The sequence below is a fragment of the Thermosynechococcus sp. PP555 genome, assembly GCF_031583225.1.
GTDB lineage: Bacteria > Cyanobacteriota > Cyanobacteriia > Thermosynechococcales > Thermosynechococcaceae > Thermosynechococcus.
Genome location: NZ_CP134168.1, coordinates 92363 through 111109 on the forward strand (window position 1 = coordinate 92363; position 18747 = coordinate 111109).

Sequence of the window (18747 nt, forward strand, 5' to 3'; positions counted from 1 at the left end):
CCCTCTAGTCTGGCAAACGCTCAAAGCGAGCATTGAGACAACACCATTCGTGCCGTCGCCAGACACTACCTAGGCTCCAGCCCTGCTGTTCCAGTTGCGCCGCTACGCGATCCGCTTGATCCAAAAGAATGCCACTAAAGATGCCCCAGCCCTTGGGTTTCACAATTGCTGGCAAGTGGGGCAGAATCTCGATAATCACGGGTGCCAAAATGTTGCAGACAAGGCCATCCACCAGTTCGAGGACTTGTTCCCAACTCCCTTGCTTGACAATCAACTGGTCGGCTCTGATGCCATTGAGTTCAGCATTGCGTTGAGTCGCAGTCACCGCCAGATCCGAGGTGTCCACGGCATAGGCTTTGTTTGCCCCTAGCAAGAGGCTGGCGATCGCCAGAATGCCGCTACCACAGCCAATATCAGCCATCACCGTGGGTGGCAGCGGCTCAAAGGTTTGATCCAATTGCATCTCTAGAGCCTCAAGGCAAAGCTGCGTGGTTTCATGGGTGCCGGTGCCAAAGGCCATGCCAGGATCCAGTTTGATCACCAAGCGGGTGTTGTCAAGGGGTGGGGTTTCCCAAGCCGGACAAATCAGCAGGCGATCGCCCACCGGTATTGGATGCCAATAGGCTTGCCAACTATGGGCCCAATCCTGTTCATTCACCAACTGCCAGTGGAGTTTTGGCGAGAGGTAGCCCTGCGCCACCACATCTTGCTCAATCCAAACCCCTAGGGCAGCAATGTCCAGTAGGGTCACCTGCTGCTGCGGCACATAGCCTTGGATCAACACCCGCCCCTGCTGTTGCTGGGTTGCCGTACCTTGACAGCCAAAGGATTGAAGGCGCCAATAGACCAGCTCTTCCGCCTCAGCTTGACAAGTGACGGTAATTTCCCACCAACGCTGTACCACAACCGTGCCTACAGATTCACGATATAGGCATCACGAATACCGGGGACTTTCAAGATTTCCTCCAAGAGGCCTTCGGGTAGGGGATCGTCCAAGCTAATCACCATCACCGCGTTACCGCGTACCATCTTGCGTCCCACTTGCATACTGGCAATGTTGACATTAAAGCTCCCTAACTGGGTGCCAATTTTACCAATAATGCCTGGCATATCGCGGTGTAGCGTCAGCAACATATAACGGGTTGGCGCCACACTAATGGGAAAGTCATCAATACTGGTGATGCGCAATTCACTGTGAGCCAGCAAGGCACCAGACACCGAGCGGGTTTCCGAGGGGCTTTTAGCAATCAACGCTAGGGATCCCGCATAGTCACGCTGTGATTCATCGCGGGTTTCGACCACGCGAATTCCCCGTTCTTTAGCTTCTAACCCAGCATTCACGTAGTTCACCCGTTCCCGCAGCGCTGGTGAGAGTAGCCCCTTCAAAGCAGCAATCACAATCGGTTGACTGTCATTGGTGGCCAATTCCCCTTGCAAACGGACTTCCAGAGACTCGACCCGACCACCCGCCAATTGCCCCACAAGATTACCAAGAGTTTCCGCCAACTGCATGTAGGGCGCCAGTTTCTCAAGAACCTCCGGACGCAGACCCGGAATATTTACCGCCGATCGCGCCGGCAACCCTAGGAGCACATCGCGAATCTGCTCGGCAACATCAATGGCCACATTCACCTGTGCTTCTTCCGTGGAAGCCCCCAAGTGAGGGGTCAAGATGGCTTCCATCCCCAAGGCACGCAGCGGAGACTCCGCCTCAAGGGGTTCAGTTTCAAAGACATCGAGGGCAGCCCCCGCCAGCTTACCCGTCTTGAGCGCCTCCACAAGCGCTGCCTCATCAATAATGCCCCCCCGCGCACAGTTAATGATGCGGGCTGTGGGCTTCATCTTGGCAATGGTTTTGGCGTTAATCAGATGCTGCGTTTCTGGGGTCTTCGGCAAGTGCAGCGTAATAAAGTCGGATTCCGCAAAGAGAACATCCAACTCCACGAGGCGGCAGCCCAGTTGTTCGGCGCGTTCCGTAGATAGATAGGGATCGTAAGCAAGAAGCTTCATGCCCATAGCACGGGCAACGGTGGCCACGTGGGAGCCGATTTTTCCTAGGCCAATAATGCCCAAGGTTTTCTTATAAATCTCTACGCCCGTAAAGCGTTTGCGATCCCATTGACCTGCTTTCACCGCAGCATTCGCATCGGGAATATGACGGGCAAGGGAGAGCATCATCGCCAAGGTGTGCTCCGCAGCAGCAATGGTGTTGCCCTCTGGGGAGTTGACCACCATGATCCCTTTACGGGTGGCCGCAGGCACATCGATGTTATCTACACCAACCCCTGCCCGACCAATAATCTTCAGTTGGTTGGCGGCCTCAATGACCTCCTTTGTGACCTTGGTTCCCGATCGAATCATCAGGGCATCGTACTCGGGAATGATTTTGATCAGTTCTGCCTCTGAGAGGCCAAGTTTGACATCGACTTGTGCCACTTGGGCAAGTAAATCAAGCCCCACCTGTTCAATGGGATCGGAAACCAGAACTTTGGGCATAGGTAAACACTAGGTATAATGCCAGAACAGTTATGCTATCACATTTTATTTCGCTAAGGGTAGGGGTAGAATGCGTTTCAGCAAAACTCTTCCTAATAGGGGGGCGATCGTTCCTCCCTTCCTGTTTTTCTTGGTTGCGCTCAGATTAGAATGGCTCACCCAGAAAGAGTTGCGACAGCAGTAGAACCACACCCGCTGCTGCAGCAATCTCTACACCGGCTGCAACTGTGCGCGCCCACTGCTCATCATCCTCTTTTTCTTTGATGGCCAAGAGCAGGAAAAACTGATCTTCATCACTTAAATTTTGAACAAAGGATTCTGAAAGCATTTCCAAGGGTAGAGTTTTGAAATAGTCAATCTGACGACGAATGTAACTAGATTGCTCCTGTAATCGTCGTTCTTTTTTCTGCGCAGCAGCGGCCTTTGCTGCTTCAGTTTCCTTTTTAATCTCACAAATAATTTTATATTTTCGGGGACTCACTGTTTTTGTCAGCATTGCCCCCAAGGTTCCCCAAAAGCAGAAGAAAGCCCACAGGTATCCCAGAAAGCCCAAAAGACCGCCTACACTCCCTACCAATAGGCCAACCAACAAGAGAATCCCCCCCTGAATAACGTTGCCCCATTTGGTTGCTGGATCGACTGTATCCAAATCGTCAATCTTGAGGCCGTGGCAAGCTAGCTTTTGCCGCTGTTGTTGGTCAATAGCATTGATTGATTGCTGATACTGCCGTTGAATGGCCTGCCGCTCTGTCTCCAGTTTCCGAGCTACGGCTTCCATACGAGCGGGATCGAAAATGGAGCGGGCAGTTCTAACATCTGTTGCTGGTTGGGTAGGTGGGGGCGGGCGATCGCCCTGCTCCATGAGGTAGGCATAGGCTTCGTTGATTTGCTTGAAGTGCTCCTCGACGATTTGCCGCGCCTTTTTGGGGGTCTCAGGAGGCAGTTTATCAGGGTGGCACTCTTGGCAGAGGCGGCGATAGGCTGCTTTGATCTGCTCTTTGGAAGCACCCGGCTGCAAGCCAAGAATGTCGTAGTAGTCGGTCATGGCTCCTTAGGTATTTATTCAAGCTCAAAAGGTCAAGAAGATTTGAAAGGAAATAGTTGCAAACATCTTCCAGACTTATTCAAGTGTTTCAGAAACTCGAGGCGCGGATCTTTATTGACGCCAAAAATCGTAATAACTTGATAGTTCCCTAAGTCAGCCACCCAAACTGGCGAGGGTTTGCCAGTGGAACCACAGAGATTTTTGTCGTAGTTACCATTCACCTTAAGGTTAGGGTCATGAAGAAGGGCAAGGCCGTAGGGCTTTTCTTCTCTGGAATCACCACTGCAAACTTCTCCTCTGGGACCACGACTGCAAACAACGATACGGCAGTTTGCATCAATTGCTTCTGCCCATTGGTTGGTAGTAACAGTGCCAATGGATAATGGTTGAGTCGGGTTGATTGGGTGATTACTAAGCTGCCCTAAAGCTTCATAAAACCTTTGCAGTCGCTGTTGAAAAATTTCTTTGAATTCCTTGGCACTGCTGGGGAGTTTCCAAAAGGGATTATTGTTTTTAGGAATCAGATTAGAACCACGCCACCAGGGTGCTTGGTTACGGGTTTTACGAGAGTAGCAAGGGCGACGTGCCCCTTGACCAATGCCACCCAAGTGAAACATGAGCCACATCAAGTTGCTTGCCAGCTCTTTTAGCGTTTCTTTGTGGGCATCAGGAACTTCAGAAGAATAGTCTAATACCAGTGTCCCCTGTTCTTCTCCACAGGGATCGTTTTTACCTTGCTGATTAGGGCGTGCCTCAGGTTGGGTCACCCTCCCATTAATCACCCGTACCCGCAGGTAGCCATGTTTGGGTTGCGGCTGAATTGCACCAAAAATCATTCCTTCAAGGCTTTGGACTTCTGCTGGGGGCAACACCCCCCGCGCAAAGGCACGAAACCAGTATCGCAGCAGGGACTTAAAGGCTGTAGCTCGCACCTCGGCCTCTGGTTGCCCGCGCATCTGCCACGCTTGATTTCTAACGTTCCATTGCCATGACGTAGACGTACACTTTTGGCAACCGTGGATGAGTTGGCCTTGAACAGTAAAATCCACACTAAAGAAGCCACGCTCCACCTGTTTTAGGGATTCGACTAAAATGCCGTAGCCTGCATTCACTTGCGAACCAATTCCTTGGGTCAGGCCGCGAATCAACCAGTTCTTGACCTGTTTAAGCATTTGAGGAGAGCAATGATTGGTAGGTTTAATACCAATAAGAAATGAAGCTTCTCGCAGGGAAAAGAACACGTTTGGGTTGGCAGCATACTTGAGGTTGCCATTATTCCATGACCAAAGGTTGTTGGCCATGTCCACTGCTAGTCCCCCGTTCTTTTGTTCAGGCAAGGGGTAGGCGTCGAGGAAAATAATTTTGCCAGCTTTTTCGCTAGAGTCGCTGCTGTCGAGATAACCAAAGTAACGCTGGCCGACGAGTTTGTCTGCTTCAGCCCAAGGTACGCCTTCGTTTTGCATCACCTCCCGAATGGCTTGGGCACGAGCAACGCCCCGCAAGGTACTGGAGGGAATATAGGGAATGCCTAGGTTATCAAAGGCAGGCAGAAGGATACTTTCAGGACCACGGTGGCCACCAACACGGATGCGCCATGGGCAGGTGACTGCAAAACAATTGTTTTTGCCGGCAATTTGGCGAGTGCGCTCTGTTAAGACCTGCAAACGTTGGCGATAGTCACCCTGCTCTGCCATTGTCATTAGTTCCACTTTCGTACCATCTTTGGCGGGGCTAGCGGGCGATCGCATCCAGCGCAGATACTCGACAAACCCTGCACTTCGATGGGGGGTGGGATTTGGATCAAGGGGATGTTCGAGCCATGGGGAAGGACGGGGTGGAGTGTTCCCGCCCTTTTGGGAACCACCACTATTGCCTCTGCCACCTTTACCACTACCGCTATTGCCAGCGTTTCCTGAGTTGGGACGCTGTGTTGCTTTATGCACTTGAGGTCGCTGTAATGCAGGGTTATTTGTCATGTTGTACTCCTCCTAGTCTGCATTGCCGATGTCAACGTAAAGGGCGGTTGTCCAGAAGCTAAATTCACGGGCAATTTGTAACCCTAAGCCGGTTAAGCCAAGGTAGGATTCTGTGTCAAGGTTCTTGAGGGTCTCCAAGCCTTTGTCATCCGCCAAATTCTGAACATGCGCTGTTTCTTCAAGGGCACGGAAAAAAGCTTTGACAACCTCTTTCTTCCCCTCTTGACTGAGAGCGGCTTCCTCCGCTTTTAGGCGCATCAGTCCCCAAGTGGCCAAGTAGGTGTAGAGTTCAACGGCTTGGCTTTTTTGCTCCCGCAGCCGAGTGTCGTCTTTTGTATCATTCCGCAGTTTACTCAAGGCTTCATAGACTGGCTGTGCCATTGTGCGTGGATCAAAGGCCATAGCTAACTCCCAAGGGTTACAAGTTGGACAAAGCCGCGACCAAGGCTTTCTTGACCACCAATTTGGAGAATTGGGTGGCTATCGAAAACATCCCGCAGATCGCTTTCCACTTTTTCTGCGGCGCCATTGAGTTGGGCAACCGTCCCCCACGGGAAGTACATCAATGTATCGGGGGGAATGGCTTCCTCGTAGCGAAAACCGCCTTCAACGGTTTTATGCTGATCGAGTTTCACCTTGACCTGTCGCCACAGGCTGGTTTCAATGAGGGTTTTGCAGTGCTGATCGGGTAGAACCAAGACCTGTTGAATTTGGGTTTGCTCGCGGATCGGAATCCACTCTTGCCATTTCTCCCAAGGCTTGAGCTGATCGCCTTTGAGGATCGCGTCCTTGAGATAAACAGGTTTGCTGGTGTCTAAACTGGTGCTGTAGGCAGCGACTGTTCCTGAGGACTGACCAGTGAGGCGTTGCCAACGATGCAGCAGCATGGGGCAGCTAATCCAGATCACGCCATGGCTGAGGGAGGGAACCGGTACCCACAGGAGTGAACCATCGCCGACCCACACTTGCCCTTGGGTAAGGTTGGTGTTTTCGCCGCCCATGACATCTTCAATGGTGTTGCCCCAAAGGCGGTTGCGGTCTTTGTCGGGGGTACTGGCACGCAAGCGACCCCGAATCGTGCTGGAGGGAATGTAGGGCAACTCTGTGTGGGACTCCCGCGCAATGCCGAGAAGGTTGCCCTCTTGGGTGGTGCCACCCGTGTGGAGGGGGGAGAGAAGGTAGAGGTAGGCAAGGTTAAACATTGTTGATCATCCAGTCTCTTTGAGGTCAACGTGTATCGGTGCTCACCTAATTTATCCATTCGTATTCGGGTGGTTATGCAGTGCCCCAGAGCAATTGGCCGTAGTGAAGTTTTTCAAAGGTGGTGCGAGCTTTGGGGGCTACACCGCCGAGGAGTTGTTGGGGCTGGGGAGAGGGAGGCTGAGCAAAGCGATAGATAGTTCCCGGCCTAACATAGGCACGCTGTGCGGAATAGCCCAATTGGGGTTGCCCATTGCGACGGGTAAAGGTACTGAGACCACCGGCTAAAAGGGGGCGATCGCCCACCACACCAATCAGATGCTCTTGCCAATCATGGGGATACAGTCCATAAACGGGTGCGTCAACCACCACGGGCGCCAAGCCGGGAGTCAGCACGTAGGCTAGGGTTTCTTGACCGGTGCCTTGAAACCGCTCTAGGTCTGCAAAGGGAGGTTTCTTTAGGGCATGCACCTGTGCCTGATGCCCCTCACCCCCAATGCGCACGACTCCCTCTCGATTGGCAACACTGATGCCGGCCACAAAGCCCCAGCCCGGATGCATCCGGTTGGCCACTTCCGTAAAGTAGCCGGCTTCGTCCTCCACATTGCGACTTTCGGTTTGCATTTTGATGTGGGGGAGGACTTGGGTTGACCACGGCAAATCATGGAAGTGCTCTTTGGCGTTGAGCTGATCCAGCTTTCCTTGGAGATAGAGGACAAGAGCATCCAAGCGCATGAGGGGAGCCGGTCGGCCTTGGGCTTGCTCATTCTCCCTGAGGGTCGGTTCCACAATAGGGCGTAACTTTCCCGGCAACGGATGGCGGACATCTTTCCAAGCAGGGTCGTCGGTGGCAGCGGGTTGAGTGCGGGCAAAACCCTTGACTTTACTGAGGTCGGCACGATCGTTGATGTCGGCTTCCTCGTTGCTTTTGTTGCCAATGCACACCAAATCCTTGGGCGTGTCTACCCAGACTTGGTTTTTGGCATCAATGAGGAAAGGCCCAAGAAACTCCAGATTTTGCGCGTAGGGATCACACAGGGAGCGTAAGGCTTGAAAGACCGTAATCGGCAAGGGCGGAAAGAGACTTTTTGCCCAAGAGCCTTCTCCCGGTTGAAAGGGTCGGGAGTCACGAAAAAGGAGGACATCTAGGGGATCTAGACGATACCAACTTAATTCAGTCATGATAATCAACCTCATGTGTCTTTCGTTATCCTTGAAGCAGAATAGTTTTGCCCAAATGAGTTTTAGAACTCTCTGCTTTCATCGATCGCCATCCTGATTACTCCTTGGGGGTACAAACCGTTTATCAATGAAGAAGGCCATGAGCCGCAACAGGTTGAGCAGGTCTTGCAGATCCGTTCCTAGCTGACCTTCATGCTGGAGTGCCCAGTCTTCCCATTGATTGCAACACCGACAAAGCTGCTCAATCAGTTCTGAAGGGATGTCTTTTTCGCGGCGATTGGCAATGCTAGCGATCGCCTTCTCAATGACCCGCTCTTTGCTCAACCAACAGTGTTGGGGCAACTCTGTCACGAGTCGGTACAGCAGCGGACTCACATCGTCATTTGCTTGCTCAAGTAGTCGGCTCCAAGCCTCTAGCAGTTCACCCTTCAACACTGCTTCGAGGACATTGCCAGACCCATAGAGCACCCGGAAACAGAGGCCATCTTTGCCGGGGAGTTTTTTCGCCCGTTCCTTTTCGGCTTGCCAGAGGTTTTCTAGAACCGTGGGCAGAGGAACACTCTTGTAGGCAATGACCACGCCCATACTCATTGTTGCCCCTTTGCCCATCGTAAACAGGCGACGCATGTCCAAGACCTTAGCCGCTGTCTTGCCCTGAACCGTTTGCCAGTAGTCGCCGTGGGGTTCAAATTCGCCGGCTGGATCCGTACCGCCACACCATGCTTGACGTAGGAGATGAATCGCCGAGAGGGCATCCTCTAGGGGCAAGACGGCCATGACATCATCGCCACCGCTATAGACCACACGGCCACAGTGACGTTGCTCCACTAAGTAGGGCACCAGACGATTCGAGAAATCTAGCAGGGCACGGTTGAGTCCCACATGGGTGGCAGGTCCCATGCGTTTGGGGGTCTGGTTGAGCAGTGTTTGCCACTCATCAGGGTTTTTGATGTAGCTCTTTCTTTGCTGAATGTCTTGAATAATGTTCGTAGCAACATACTCACGATACTTCTTCAGGTTGCGACCGCGGACGTAGTTGCCCATGCTGTCGCCATCGGCCAAGAGAATACACCACCAGTCAGCAGGGGAGCGATCGCCCCAACCCACTCGTTTTTGTGTCTGATTCACCGCCCTCCGAAGTTCGGCCAGCTCCTGTTTACTGTCAAGACCTAAGGCTTCTGCCAACCACTTGGCCGAGAACATGACACCGTTGTAATTCCCTAGCCCGGCATCTACTTGGGGAATCTGGGTTGGGCGGCAAGTGGTGCTGTTAAAGCGAGCGTGAGCGGCAGTAAATTCTTGCTTCAATTCTTGCCAATACCGCTTGACCTGATCGGGATACTTCACCATAAAGCGAGCGGCAGCGATACTGCTGGCATTGGGAAAGCGCACCAAGTTTTCATAGTCCTCCTCAGGGCACGCAACTCCCAAAGACTCAGCGACACCGCCATGTTTCCATGCCATTCGCTTGGTGACTTCAATCGCATTCAAGCGCTCACTGCCATTAAATAGCCCCGGAAAGGCTTGGCTCATCACATACCAAAACAGGCGCAGGGAACTCGCCGGCAGGCCATGCCCCTCGCGAAAAGGATCACGGTACAGCAAATTCGGGTGCAGGGCACTGTAGGCTCCAGAAATCGAGGAGCGCTCACCCGGCGAAGCGGGAAACTGCCAGTTGCGAGTGTTTTTGACAGCGGAGAGGGCTGACCCAAGGCGCTGTTGCAGCAATGGCCACCATGTACCCACGTTAATCGTGGCATACACCTTTTCCTCAACCTGAGTGGGCAGGGGATCCTCGGCTTTTGCTAACGTGGTTTGGGCGGTTTTCCAAGTTGGGTAGGTAGATGCTCCACGCTGGCAGGTTAGAGGTTGGGTTGGCTCCCCAAGGGGCAAAGCGATCCAGTAGCTTTCCCAAAAGTTTTCCAGTTGGGCTTGCCAAAGGGCATTCCACTCCCAGCGTCCTCCCTGCTGCCAACTGAGAAACTCTTTCTTTAACTCCTCTTGTTCTGCTGCAGGAAACTGTGTATCAATCCACGCTTCAATGTGAGCAATCCAGTGACAATCTTCATAGCCACTCCGTACCTTGGTTTTGATGGCTTGGCGCACATTTTTGCCAAGGTTGAGCCATGTTTCCCGCAAATGGTCTTGAAGCTCTTTGCCAATCGTGTCTTTGTCTTGTTCAGGAATGAGTGCTGTAATCACGTTGGGAAAACCCGCTGTCACCAAGCTGGAGGACGGCTGCCCTTGTGCCTCAACTGGTTTGGGGATACCAAATTCCGCAAAGTAGGGTTCAAAGTCTGGGTATTTTTGCAGCAGAAAGGCATCAATGATCGTTTGGTTGTAGAGATTGGGGGTAATCACAACATCAGGGCCATAGCGTTCAGCAAGGAACCAGCAGGCCTTGGCACTTAGGTAGTGGAGTAGATAGGAACCTGACCAAAAGTCCAGCAGCTTGCGTGAGGATTTAATGAATTCCTGCACGGGGGAAAAGGAAAACATCAACAGCCATGGGTGCTGCGGTTTATCCCCATTGCTGGCGTTTCGGGGAAAGAGGGTACCGGCAAGGGCAGCGGTAATCGAGGTGTGGGCTTCGAGGGGGCAGTCGGGAATGCGCGTGTCTGAGGGTAACAGCAAGACATCTTTGGCATAGACCGCTTGATCTTTGATGCGGCGATCGCCAGCAATGGCTTCGCCATAAAATCGCCAAAACCACCAGAAGACCTTTTCAGCATCGGTTTCTTGGCGAATCTTGCTCCAGATGGACTGCGCCTCAATTTCAGCTAAATTCTCATCGCTGAGACTCGCTGCAAAGGCAAAGTTCAAATCACTTTTGGCACCAGTAATCGGGTGACGAATTTCCACTTGGGTGATATTTGCAGTGGTTGTTGGGGGGGTGCTCATGCCGCGCTGAAAGCTCAGGCGATCGCTGGCCGAGGCAATATGGTCTGCGGTAATACCGCCGTGATGCTTCCACCAATTTTCCAAATCCTGGGCATGTTGATTCAGGCAAGACACCTGTTGCCATACGCCTTTGAGAGCTTTGTTGCGGTACAACGCCTTGAGGTAGGGGTCGTGGAGGAGGGCAAAGAGTTTGCGTTCGTAGTACATGGATGGCCTTCCTAGAACAATTGACTCCACTGCGAATCGGCGACCGTGCGCCTTGGGCGATCGCAGCTAATGTTTTATCCAGTGTCGTGAGTTGGGATATGCAGTGGAAGCAAAATAAAAATTCTTTTGTAATATTTAACAGTTTTTTCTACTAGCTATAAGAATTGAAACATTTGGGTCTTGCTTCCGAGAGATCTGCCAAGTTGCCTCCAACCCTGATGCTTTCGTTGAATCCCTTAGCGTTTCTCAGGAAGCGGGTTTGAGTATTTTCTAGTATTTCAGATGAAAATGACAATCCCTACCTAGGGGCGGGGCATTCAGAAGCTCCCCACTGGCCTCAAACCCTGATTTTAAGGGGACTCACTGCAAACTAACCTAGAAGCGATCGCCCGCCTCAAGAACTTTTTCAAGTTCGTCTGCCACCTCAAGAACCACGCGGATACTGGTGTAAAGGGCTTCGGGGTCACAGTCAGCAGCAACCTTCGTACAAAATACAGCGATATACCTATTGTCAGCAAGGGGACGCAACTCCCAAGCGCCAATTTTCTTATTGGCATTTTCAATTAACAGATAATTGGCTATCTCTTGGTCAAGAAAGCCCTCGCAACTGTAGCCCACAGACCAGACATCCCGAATTTCATAGCTTCCCAGCTGCTGGGTTTTGGAGTCAATAAAGGCCTGTTGCGTTCGACCGTTGGATAGCTCAAAGACAACGCGGTAATCACCATCCTCATCCACTTGATAGCGGATTCCCAGGCGATCCAAAACGCGACTGACACGGACATCTGCTTCGACTCGCCGCTGACCAAACATCTTGAGATTCTCACTATAGGGGTGATTTGTGTCATTGATAATACAGGTTAACTGATCAGGTTTTGATCGCCACAGGGAGGGTTTTACGAATGTTCATATGTGCGGCAGGGACGCGGGCATGGTATTGTGGCTAAGTAGCTCAAAATTCCCACTTTCTGCGAGGGGGCTCGCTGACCCAAGTTAGCCAAAGGGATGCCATGTTGTCAAAGGGCTTTGAGGTTGAACTCTACACGGGTAAGCCCACGGGCGAGATTGTGGGACTGTCGGATCGCATTGTGAGGGACTTACCGGGGTTTGTGCGTGAACCCGATAGCCGCAATGTTGAATTTACAACCCCGCCGGTCTTTCTATATGACCAAGCCCTCTGTGACTTGCTGCGTCCTCGCTTTCGGCTGCGCGCTTATTTGCAATCCCTAGGGGATTTAACGCTGGTTCCCGGTAGCACCCTGAGTCTAGGGGACAGTCAACGCTTTTATCGCTCTGACCCCCAGAATCCCTATCACACCTACATTGAGCAAACCTATGGCACAAGGGTTGTCACCGCCAGTGTCCACATCAACATTGGCCTGCGGGATCCAGAAGAGTTGATCCGTGCCTGTCGGCTAGTGCGGCTGGAGGCGTCCCTGTTTCTGGCGCTCAGTGCTGCGTCGCCGTTTCTTGATGGCAAGGTAACGGGCTATCACTCCACCCGTTGGGCAATCTTTCCGAAGACCCCACCGCAAGTGCCCCTATTTACTAGCCATGCCCACTTCATTGAGTGGACAGAGCAGCAACTCCAACGCGGCACGATGCAAAATGTGCGGCACTTGTGGAGTGCTGTGCGCCCCAATGGCGATCGCCGACCCTATGATCTCAACCGCCTTGAACTGCGAATTTGTGATCTAGTTACGGATGCCATTTCCCTACTGGCGATGACCGCTCTTCTAGAGGCGCGGCTCCTGCAATTGCTGGATACCCCTGATCTTGACCCCCTGCGGTGGGGGGATGGCGAGATGTTGGCACAACTAGCCGATGAAAACGAGCAGATTGCTGCAAAAAACAGCCTAGAGGCCGTGCTGACCCACTGGCGCGATCGCCGGCAACTAACGGCAGCCGCTTGGGTAGCCGAACTCTACGAAGAGGTTTGGCCGATCGCCAAGGCACAGGGCTTTAGCTGCTTTCTGGCACCGATTAAGAAAATCCTGCGACAGGGAAACACCGCCCAGCAATGGCTGGCTCAATATGCAGCGGGGCAATCGATCCCTGAGATTATGGCCACCGCCGTACAGGAAATGGCCGCTACGGAACAGGAATTTGCCGATCAACTCTGTCAACCAGTGGCGGCAGTGCGGGGCTAGGCATGGCGCATTTGTTCATTAGCACCGGCGAAGTCTCTGGGGATTTGCAGGGCGCCCTGTTGGTCAAGGCACTCTATCGCCTCGCAGCAGAGCGGGGGATTCCCTTAGAAATTTCTGCCCTTGGGGGCGATCGCATGGCCGCTGCGGGGGCAAAGCTACTCTTTAATACCGGAGGAATTGGCTCCGTGGGGCTACTAGAAGCCCTGCCATTGATCAAGCCAACGATCGCGCTCCAACTCAAGGCTCGCCGCTATTTACGGCAGCATCCCCCTGATTTAGTGGTTTTAATTGACTACATTGGTGGCAATGTCGCCATGGGGCGGTTTATCCGCAAACATTTTTCTATTCCCATGGTTTACTACATCGCTCCCCAAGAGTGGGTCTGGTCCCATAGTTTGAAGGCCACTCGGCAAATTGTTGCCCTCAGCGATCGCCTGATTGCCATTTTTCCAGAAGAAGCCACCTATTACCGCCGTCATGGTGCCAATGTGGTCTGGGTGGGGCATCCCCTCTTGGATCGCATTGCTGCGGCTCCCAGTCGCGAAGTGGCACGCCAAAGTTTGGGCATTGCTGCCGATGAGCTGGCGATCGCCCTGTTGCCCTTGTCCCGCAAACAGGAAATCAAGTCCCTCTTGCCTCTAATTTTGGGGGCTGCCACAAATATCGCCAAAGCCTATCCCCACGCCCGCTTTTGGTTACCCCTTTCGCTGCGGCAGTATCGCTCAGCCATTGAAGCAGTTCTCAAGGAATATCCCATTCGCGTCACATTGGCGGAAGACTCCCTGCAAGTTCTAGCGGCCGCAGATCTGGCGATCGCTAAATCCGGCACGGTGAATTTAGAAACCGCGCTGTTGAATGTGCCTCAAGTCGTGATCTACCGCGTTCATCCCCTCAGTTTGTGGCTTTATCGGCGTTTCCTGAAGTTTGACCTCAAATTTGTCTCTCCCCCCAATTTACTCGTGAATAGAGACATCGTCCCCGAACTCCTGCAGGAACGAGCCACCGTTGCCAACATTACCGCTGCTGCCCTTGCGCTATTGGATCATCCTGAAAAACGCCTAGCCATGCAGGCAGGCTATGCCAAAATGCGAGCTGCGATGGGTACCCCCGGCGTGGTCGATCGCGCCGCCACCGAGATTCTTGATCTGCTGAGCAACAAAAAAGTGCAGGATCCGCTGTCCCGCACTTAGGGAAGTCATGAACTCCTTTAGAGCGTTGCCAAGTTTAATGGGTTACTGCTGGGGTTTCATGGGGCGATTGCCCGGCCGCCGCTGCTGCATTTGAGTGGCCAAGGCTTGTCGTTGCTGGGGTGTGAGAATGCTGCGCATCGCTAGCATGCTTTCAAAGCGCAGGGAAGCCAGTTGATTTTCCAGTTGACGCACTTGCTGATACTTGCTGCGGATTTGCTCCTCCGAGGCATTGCCACTCATCATTTGCCGCAGTTCTGTCTTGGCAGTGCGCAGTTGGTTGCGGGTTTGCTCCATTTGGCCTTGGTATTGTTGCTGCACGGCTTGTAAACGTTGCCGCTGTTCAGGTGTGAGGTTTAGGTTGTCCAGATTGGCTCCCCAGCGAGGTCCGCCATAACCGGGGTCAGCGACGCTCGGGGGAGCGATCGCCAGTAGGGGGCTGAGGCTACCACATATAAGAAGCGTGGCTAAAGATTTTTTCAACATAGCTGTGTTCTCCTTTGTCAAAACTTAACTTGTCAAAACTCAACAAAGAGTAAAAGTAGGGTGGACAGAATTTAGTCGAAGATGGCGGGTTCTGCGTCTTGAAACATTGCTTGCCAATTGGTGGTGATGAAGATAGCCACTGCATCCGGGGACGTCTGCTTTGCCACTTGAGTTGAGGGTTTGAGGAACCACACACTGGTGGCGGTGGCGATCACCCCAGCCCCCAAAAGAGACACGATTTGCCAGCGTCGCTTACTCAGTTGATGTTGATGCAGAGCCGCTTGGACAATGCGCTGCTCCAAATGGGGGTGGGGGGGCGGGGGCGTCCCCGCATAGGTTTGTAAAAATTTAACCAAGGGTGTATCCTCCACAGGTGGGGGTTCACGTTTCATAAAGTGATTCCAGCCTCCGTAAAGTAAGTCCGCAATGTGCCTCGGGCACGAAAGAGGCGGGATTTCACTGTACCCACGGGAATCCGCAGAATTTCAGCAATTTCTTTTTGGGGCAAGCCCTGCAGATCATGCAGGACCAAAACACTGCGGTACTCCAAGGGCAGTGTGGCTAAACCGCGCTGAACTAAATCTTCGTAATGCAATTGTCGTAGATCCAGTCCAGGAGTGAGTGGCTCACTTTGAGACAGGTATTGCTGATGTCGCGATTTGCGCGTTGCCAGTTGGCGGCGATAGTCGCAAGCCACATTCCAGGCAATCCGATAGAGCCATGTTGAAAACTTTGCCTCATGTTTGAGACCCTTTAGCCCCTTCCATGCCCGCAAGAAAACCTCCTGCACTAAATCATCAAGGGCAACCGCACCGCACAACTGAAACAGGAGCGATCGCACCCGTTGCTGATGCCGTTGATAGAGTTCCCGAAACCCATTTGGATGTCCGGAAAGGCACTGCTCAATAATCCGCCGATCGGGATCGATCACTTGGGGTCGGGTCACGATAGCCGTTGATGCCGTTGCCGCTGATAGGGGTAAAGATACACTCATGCGAGGTATCACTCCATTAACGTAATTATCTATTTAGACGGGGCATCGAAAAGAGCGGTTCAAGACCCTTGGCACCACGGTTCGCTAGAATTTGGTAAACAATTGCGGCTACTGGCTGGACTATACTAAACGTCGGATGCTCTGACAGGGAACTGATCGTGAATATCGCCGAAATTTTTAACCGTGGTGGCTTGGCCATGTGGCCACTACTGATTCTCTCGATCTTGACCTTAGGCACCATTTTTGAGCGGCTTTGGTTTTGGAGCATTGTTCTCCGAGGAGAGACGAAACTGGCCGAGCAGATTCTGGATGCCGCTCGCCACGATTGGCAAGAAGCCATTGAATTAGCAGCCAATGCCTGTGACCAACCGATTGGTCGCTTCCTCTATACCCCTTTACAACTGATTGACACCAACCCAGAAATCTTTCGCCTAGCCCTAGAAGCTGCGGCTGATGAGGAGCTGAGTGCCATGCGGCGGGGAGAAAAGGTCTTGGAAGCAACGATTACGATGGCACCTCTACTGGGTTTGTTGGGAACGGTGTTAGGTCTGATTAGTGCCCTCAGTTCTATTCGCTTGGGGGATATTGGCACACCTGCAACCATGGGCGTGGGTCTCGGGATTAGTGAGGCCTTGATTAGTACCGCCTCTGGCCTGGTGGTGGCAATCATTGCCCTTGCCTTTCAGCGGCTCTTTCAAGCGTTTCTCTTGCAGCAGGCACAAATTTTTCGCCGCACCGGCAATGAATTAGAACTCACCTATCGCCAAGCATGGCTAGAGCAGCGGATCAAAGGGGAACCTGAAAAAACATTGTTCTAACTCAAGCTATTTTTGCCCCTTTGACAGTTCTGAAGGGGAAAATCCTACGGGTAGGGGGAACCAAAATCGTTATAATCGCTGTTGAGATTTCATTAGCGAGGCATCATGCGCGTTTACGTGTTGCTCTACAACCCGGGGACTGAAAATGAGGGCATTCATTCTCTGCAACTGGGCGATCGCAACCTGATTCTGATGTTTGAAAGCGAAGACGATGCCAGTCGCTATGCCATGCTTTTAGAGGCACAGGATTTTCATCCCCCCAGCGTTGTCCCCATTGATGCCAAGGAAATTGAAGAATTTTGCGAATCCTCAGGCTACACCTGTCACTTGGTTCCCGAAGGATTTGTGCCGACAAACGATGCTGAGCGTCTTTTCTTGGCACCCCCTGAACGCAATGTCGAAGAAACCGACTGGGAACTAGAAAATCGCGTGCCCCCCGCTGCTGAGAGTGAGTTCTCCGAAAGTGAACTGAATCAGTTGCGCCAACAACTTGAAAAGCTGCTGTAGATGGTGCGGGTCTGTGCCTGTCTAATTGTCAAAAATGAGGCAGCCCATTTGGCACGCTGTCTGGGCAGTGTCCAGCCTTGGGTAGATGAGATCGTTGTGGTAGATACTGGGTCAACGGATGAGACGATCGCGATCGCCCGCCAGTTTACAGAGCGCATTTTTACCTTCCCTTGGCAGGATGATTTTGCCGCTGCCCGCAATTACTCTCTAGAGCAGGCCACGGGCGATTGGATTTTAGTGATTGATGCTGATGAGGTGCTCGTGACCTTGCGGGAGCCGCCTGTGCCCCTCGGCCAACAACTGGAGGGCAGCACTTTCAGTGCTTATCAACTCCTACGACGGGAAATCGGCACGGGGCAGCAATTTTCTGACTTTGCCATTGTGCGACTCTTTCGCAACCTGCCGACGCTGCGCTATCAGGGACGCTTCCATGAGCAGTTGGTTTCGACAGCCGCAGAACCGCTGACCATTGGTACTCTGGAAACGCTGCGTATTGACCACTATGGCTATCAACCCGCACAAATTCAAGCCAAGATGCGCGATCGCAACATCCCGATTTTGGAACGCATCCGCGCTAGTGAAGGTCTGCCTTTGAATCTCCTCTTTGCCTTGGCGGATATGTACCACGCTGTGAATAACCCCACGGCTGCGGATGACTGCTACCAAGAACTTTTTGAGCGGCTCTTGCCCCATCTCCTCATCAGCCAACTGCCTGAGAATGCCCCTAGCGCCCTGCCCGAAATTCTGAATCAACTGGGGCGGCGTCTGCTGGCTATGGGGGATCACGAAACATTGCAACTCCTCTGTCAGCAAAGTCTGGTGTGGTTTCCCACCTATCCTCCCCTCAATGATTTGGCCGGGCGCTGGCTGATGGCTTTAGGATTTCCTTTGGGAGCAACGGCCTACTTTGAGTATTGCCTTGAACTGGGGCGCACCAATGGCTACAGCAAGCAGATGATTTTTCCCTTGGGCTATGTGCGGGAGATTGCAGCCGAACAACTAGGGCGTGCCTATGAAACCTTGGGCGATCGCGAGCGGGCGGCGGCGGCCTTTGCCCAAGCAACAGCTTTTCGCCAAGAAAGGGGCAATCACCAATAGAAAATAAAAAAGTGCCGCTGTTAGCAACGGCACCGCAGTTTGGGTTTCGGTGATCCAACCTTAGGCAAATTGCTGCCACTCTTCTTCCAGCAGACTGATGAGATCTTCATTGCCCTGACTCCGAGCCACTTGCAGCCGCCGCTCAAGAGTTTTCAGAATTGCATGGCGATGGGCTTCGGCCAAGGAGTCACGCTTACGCTGGGGAAGTACTGAAGGGGCAGTACTCGTCGTCGGAGCGCTTGTGGTAACTGGTGTACCGTTCGTTTGGTAGGTCACCCCCCGCCAGCAGAGGACATGATTGGGTTGAGGAACCGGTTCAGCCGCTTTGTGCCCTACCCATTGCACCCCCCGGTAGAAACCCTTGGCACCCGATTCAACAAGGGGAATGTGCTGCTCAGAAGTTTCGTATTTAACGCCGCGATAGATTACTTGCATAATTAAATCAAGGCTTCTAGGTGAATACTATTGACTCGTTATCAAGCTTTAGGTGATCTGCGTTA

Annotated in this window: 18 protein-coding genes; 5 read left to right on the plus strand and 13 right to left on the minus strand. The window is 52.6% G+C overall.

Annotation, left to right across the window (positions count from 1 at the left end; all coding sequences use genetic code 11):
* Positions 1 to 4: 4 nt before the first annotated feature.
* The 9 genes from prmA to RHH27_RS00495 all read right to left on the minus strand — a co-directional run bounded on the left by prmA (position 5) and on the right by RHH27_RS00495 (position 11820).
* On the minus strand, positions 5 to 904 hold the full coding sequence (gene prmA, locus RHH27_RS00455) for a 50S ribosomal protein L11 methyltransferase (RefSeq protein ID WP_206200594.1): 900 nt from the start codon (positions 902 to 904) through the stop codon (positions 5 to 7).
* A gap of 8 nt (positions 905 to 912) precedes the next feature.
* Complete coding sequence (serA, locus tag RHH27_RS00460) at positions 913 to 2496, minus strand: phosphoglycerate dehydrogenase (protein ID WP_206200595.1); 1584 nt, start codon at positions 2494 to 2496, stop codon at positions 913 to 915.
* A 145-nt stretch (positions 2497 to 2641) separates the two neighbouring features.
* The gene (locus RHH27_RS00465; protein ID WP_206200596.1) at positions 2642 to 3541 is read right to left on the minus strand and encodes a J domain-containing protein; all 900 of its coding nucleotides are present in this window, start codon (positions 3539 to 3541) and stop codon (positions 2642 to 2644) included.
* Between the two features lie 32 nt (positions 3542 to 3573).
* Positions 3574 to 5517 (minus strand): RAMP superfamily CRISPR-associated protein, encoded by a 1944-nt coding sequence (locus RHH27_RS00470; RefSeq protein WP_302678556.1) that lies wholly within the window; start codon positions 5515 to 5517, stop codon positions 3574 to 3576.
* A gap of 12 nt (positions 5518 to 5529) precedes the next feature.
* The gene (locus RHH27_RS00475) at positions 5530 to 5919 is read right to left on the minus strand and encodes a hypothetical protein (protein ID WP_206200598.1); all 390 of its coding nucleotides are present in this window, start codon (positions 5917 to 5919) and stop codon (positions 5530 to 5532) included.
* A 2-nt stretch (positions 5920 to 5921) separates the two neighbouring features.
* Entirely contained in the window at positions 5922 to 6719 is a 798-nt protein-coding gene (gene cmr4 / locus RHH27_RS00480) for a type III-B CRISPR module RAMP protein Cmr4 (RefSeq protein WP_302678557.1), read from the minus strand.
* A 73-nt stretch (positions 6720 to 6792) separates the two neighbouring features.
* On the minus strand, positions 6793 to 7899 hold the full coding sequence (locus RHH27_RS00485; protein ID WP_302678558.1) for a type III-B CRISPR module-associated Cmr3 family protein: 1107 nt from the start codon (positions 7897 to 7899) through the stop codon (positions 6793 to 6795).
* A gap of 78 nt (positions 7900 to 7977) precedes the next feature.
* Positions 7978 to 11007, minus strand: coding sequence for a type III-B CRISPR-associated protein Cas10/Cmr2 (gene cas10, locus RHH27_RS00490; RefSeq protein WP_302678559.1), 3030 nt, complete (start codon positions 11005 to 11007; stop codon positions 7978 to 7980).
* A gap of 375 nt (positions 11008 to 11382) precedes the next feature.
* Positions 11383 to 11820, minus strand: a complete 438-nt coding sequence (locus RHH27_RS00495) for a hypothetical protein (RefSeq protein WP_206200602.1) — start codon at positions 11818 to 11820, stop codon at positions 11383 to 11385.
* Between the two features lie 197 nt (positions 11821 to 12017).
* Here RHH27_RS00495 and gshA point away from each other — a divergent pair, with 197 nt between their 5' ends.
* Together gshA and lpxB are read left to right on the plus strand one after the other, a co-directional pair.
* Positions 12018 to 13157, plus strand: a complete 1140-nt coding sequence (gshA, locus tag RHH27_RS00500) for a glutamate--cysteine ligase (protein WP_302678560.1) — start codon at positions 12018 to 12020, stop codon at positions 13155 to 13157.
* Positions 13158 to 13159: 2 nt separating this feature from the next.
* Positions 13160 to 14347 carry a lipid-A-disaccharide synthase gene (gene lpxB, locus RHH27_RS00505; protein ID WP_302678561.1) on the plus strand — a complete coding sequence of 396 codons (1188 nt, stop codon included), beginning with the start codon at positions 13160 to 13162 and terminating at the stop codon, positions 14345 to 14347.
* Between the two features lie 42 nt (positions 14348 to 14389).
* Here the strand turns inward: lpxB and RHH27_RS00510 are convergent, their stop codons facing one another.
* The 3 genes from RHH27_RS00510 to RHH27_RS00520 all read right to left on the minus strand — a co-directional run bounded on the left by RHH27_RS00510 (position 14390) and on the right by RHH27_RS00520 (position 15824).
* Positions 14390 to 14830, minus strand: coding sequence for a Spy/CpxP family protein refolding chaperone (locus RHH27_RS00510; RefSeq protein ID WP_302678562.1), 441 nt, complete (start codon positions 14828 to 14830; stop codon positions 14390 to 14392).
* A gap of 71 nt (positions 14831 to 14901) precedes the next feature.
* Complete coding sequence (locus RHH27_RS00515; RefSeq protein WP_206200606.1) at positions 14902 to 15222, minus strand: hypothetical protein; 321 nt, start codon at positions 15220 to 15222, stop codon at positions 14902 to 14904.
* Positions 15219 to 15824 carry a sigma-70 family RNA polymerase sigma factor gene (locus RHH27_RS00520; RefSeq protein WP_149817174.1) on the minus strand — a complete coding sequence of 202 codons (606 nt, stop codon included), beginning with the start codon at positions 15822 to 15824 and terminating at the stop codon, positions 15219 to 15221. The genes RHH27_RS00515 and RHH27_RS00520 overlap by 4 nt, the downstream gene beginning before the upstream one ends.
* A 158-nt stretch (positions 15825 to 15982) precedes the next feature.
* Here RHH27_RS00520 and RHH27_RS00525 point away from each other — a divergent pair, with 158 nt between their 5' ends.
* From RHH27_RS00525 to RHH27_RS00535, 3 genes are all read left to right on the plus strand, one after another.
* Entirely contained in the window at positions 15983 to 16642 is a 660-nt protein-coding gene (locus RHH27_RS00525) for a MotA/TolQ/ExbB proton channel family protein (protein WP_206200607.1), read from the plus strand.
* A gap of 105 nt (positions 16643 to 16747) precedes the next feature.
* On the plus strand, positions 16748 to 17149 hold the full coding sequence (locus RHH27_RS00530; protein ID WP_206200608.1) for a DUF3110 domain-containing protein: 402 nt from the start codon (positions 16748 to 16750) through the stop codon (positions 17147 to 17149).
* A complete protein-coding gene (locus RHH27_RS00535; protein WP_302678563.1) occupies positions 17150 to 18247 on the plus strand; it encodes a glycosyltransferase family 2 protein in 1098 nt (365 codons plus the stop codon).
* Between the two features lie 60 nt (positions 18248 to 18307).
* Here RHH27_RS00535 and RHH27_RS00540 read toward each other — a convergent pair whose 3' ends face one another.
* The gene (locus RHH27_RS00540) at positions 18308 to 18682 is read right to left on the minus strand and encodes a DUF4278 domain-containing protein (RefSeq protein ID WP_302678564.1); all 375 of its coding nucleotides are present in this window, start codon (positions 18680 to 18682) and stop codon (positions 18308 to 18310) included.
* Positions 18683 to 18747 lie beyond the last annotated feature (65 nt).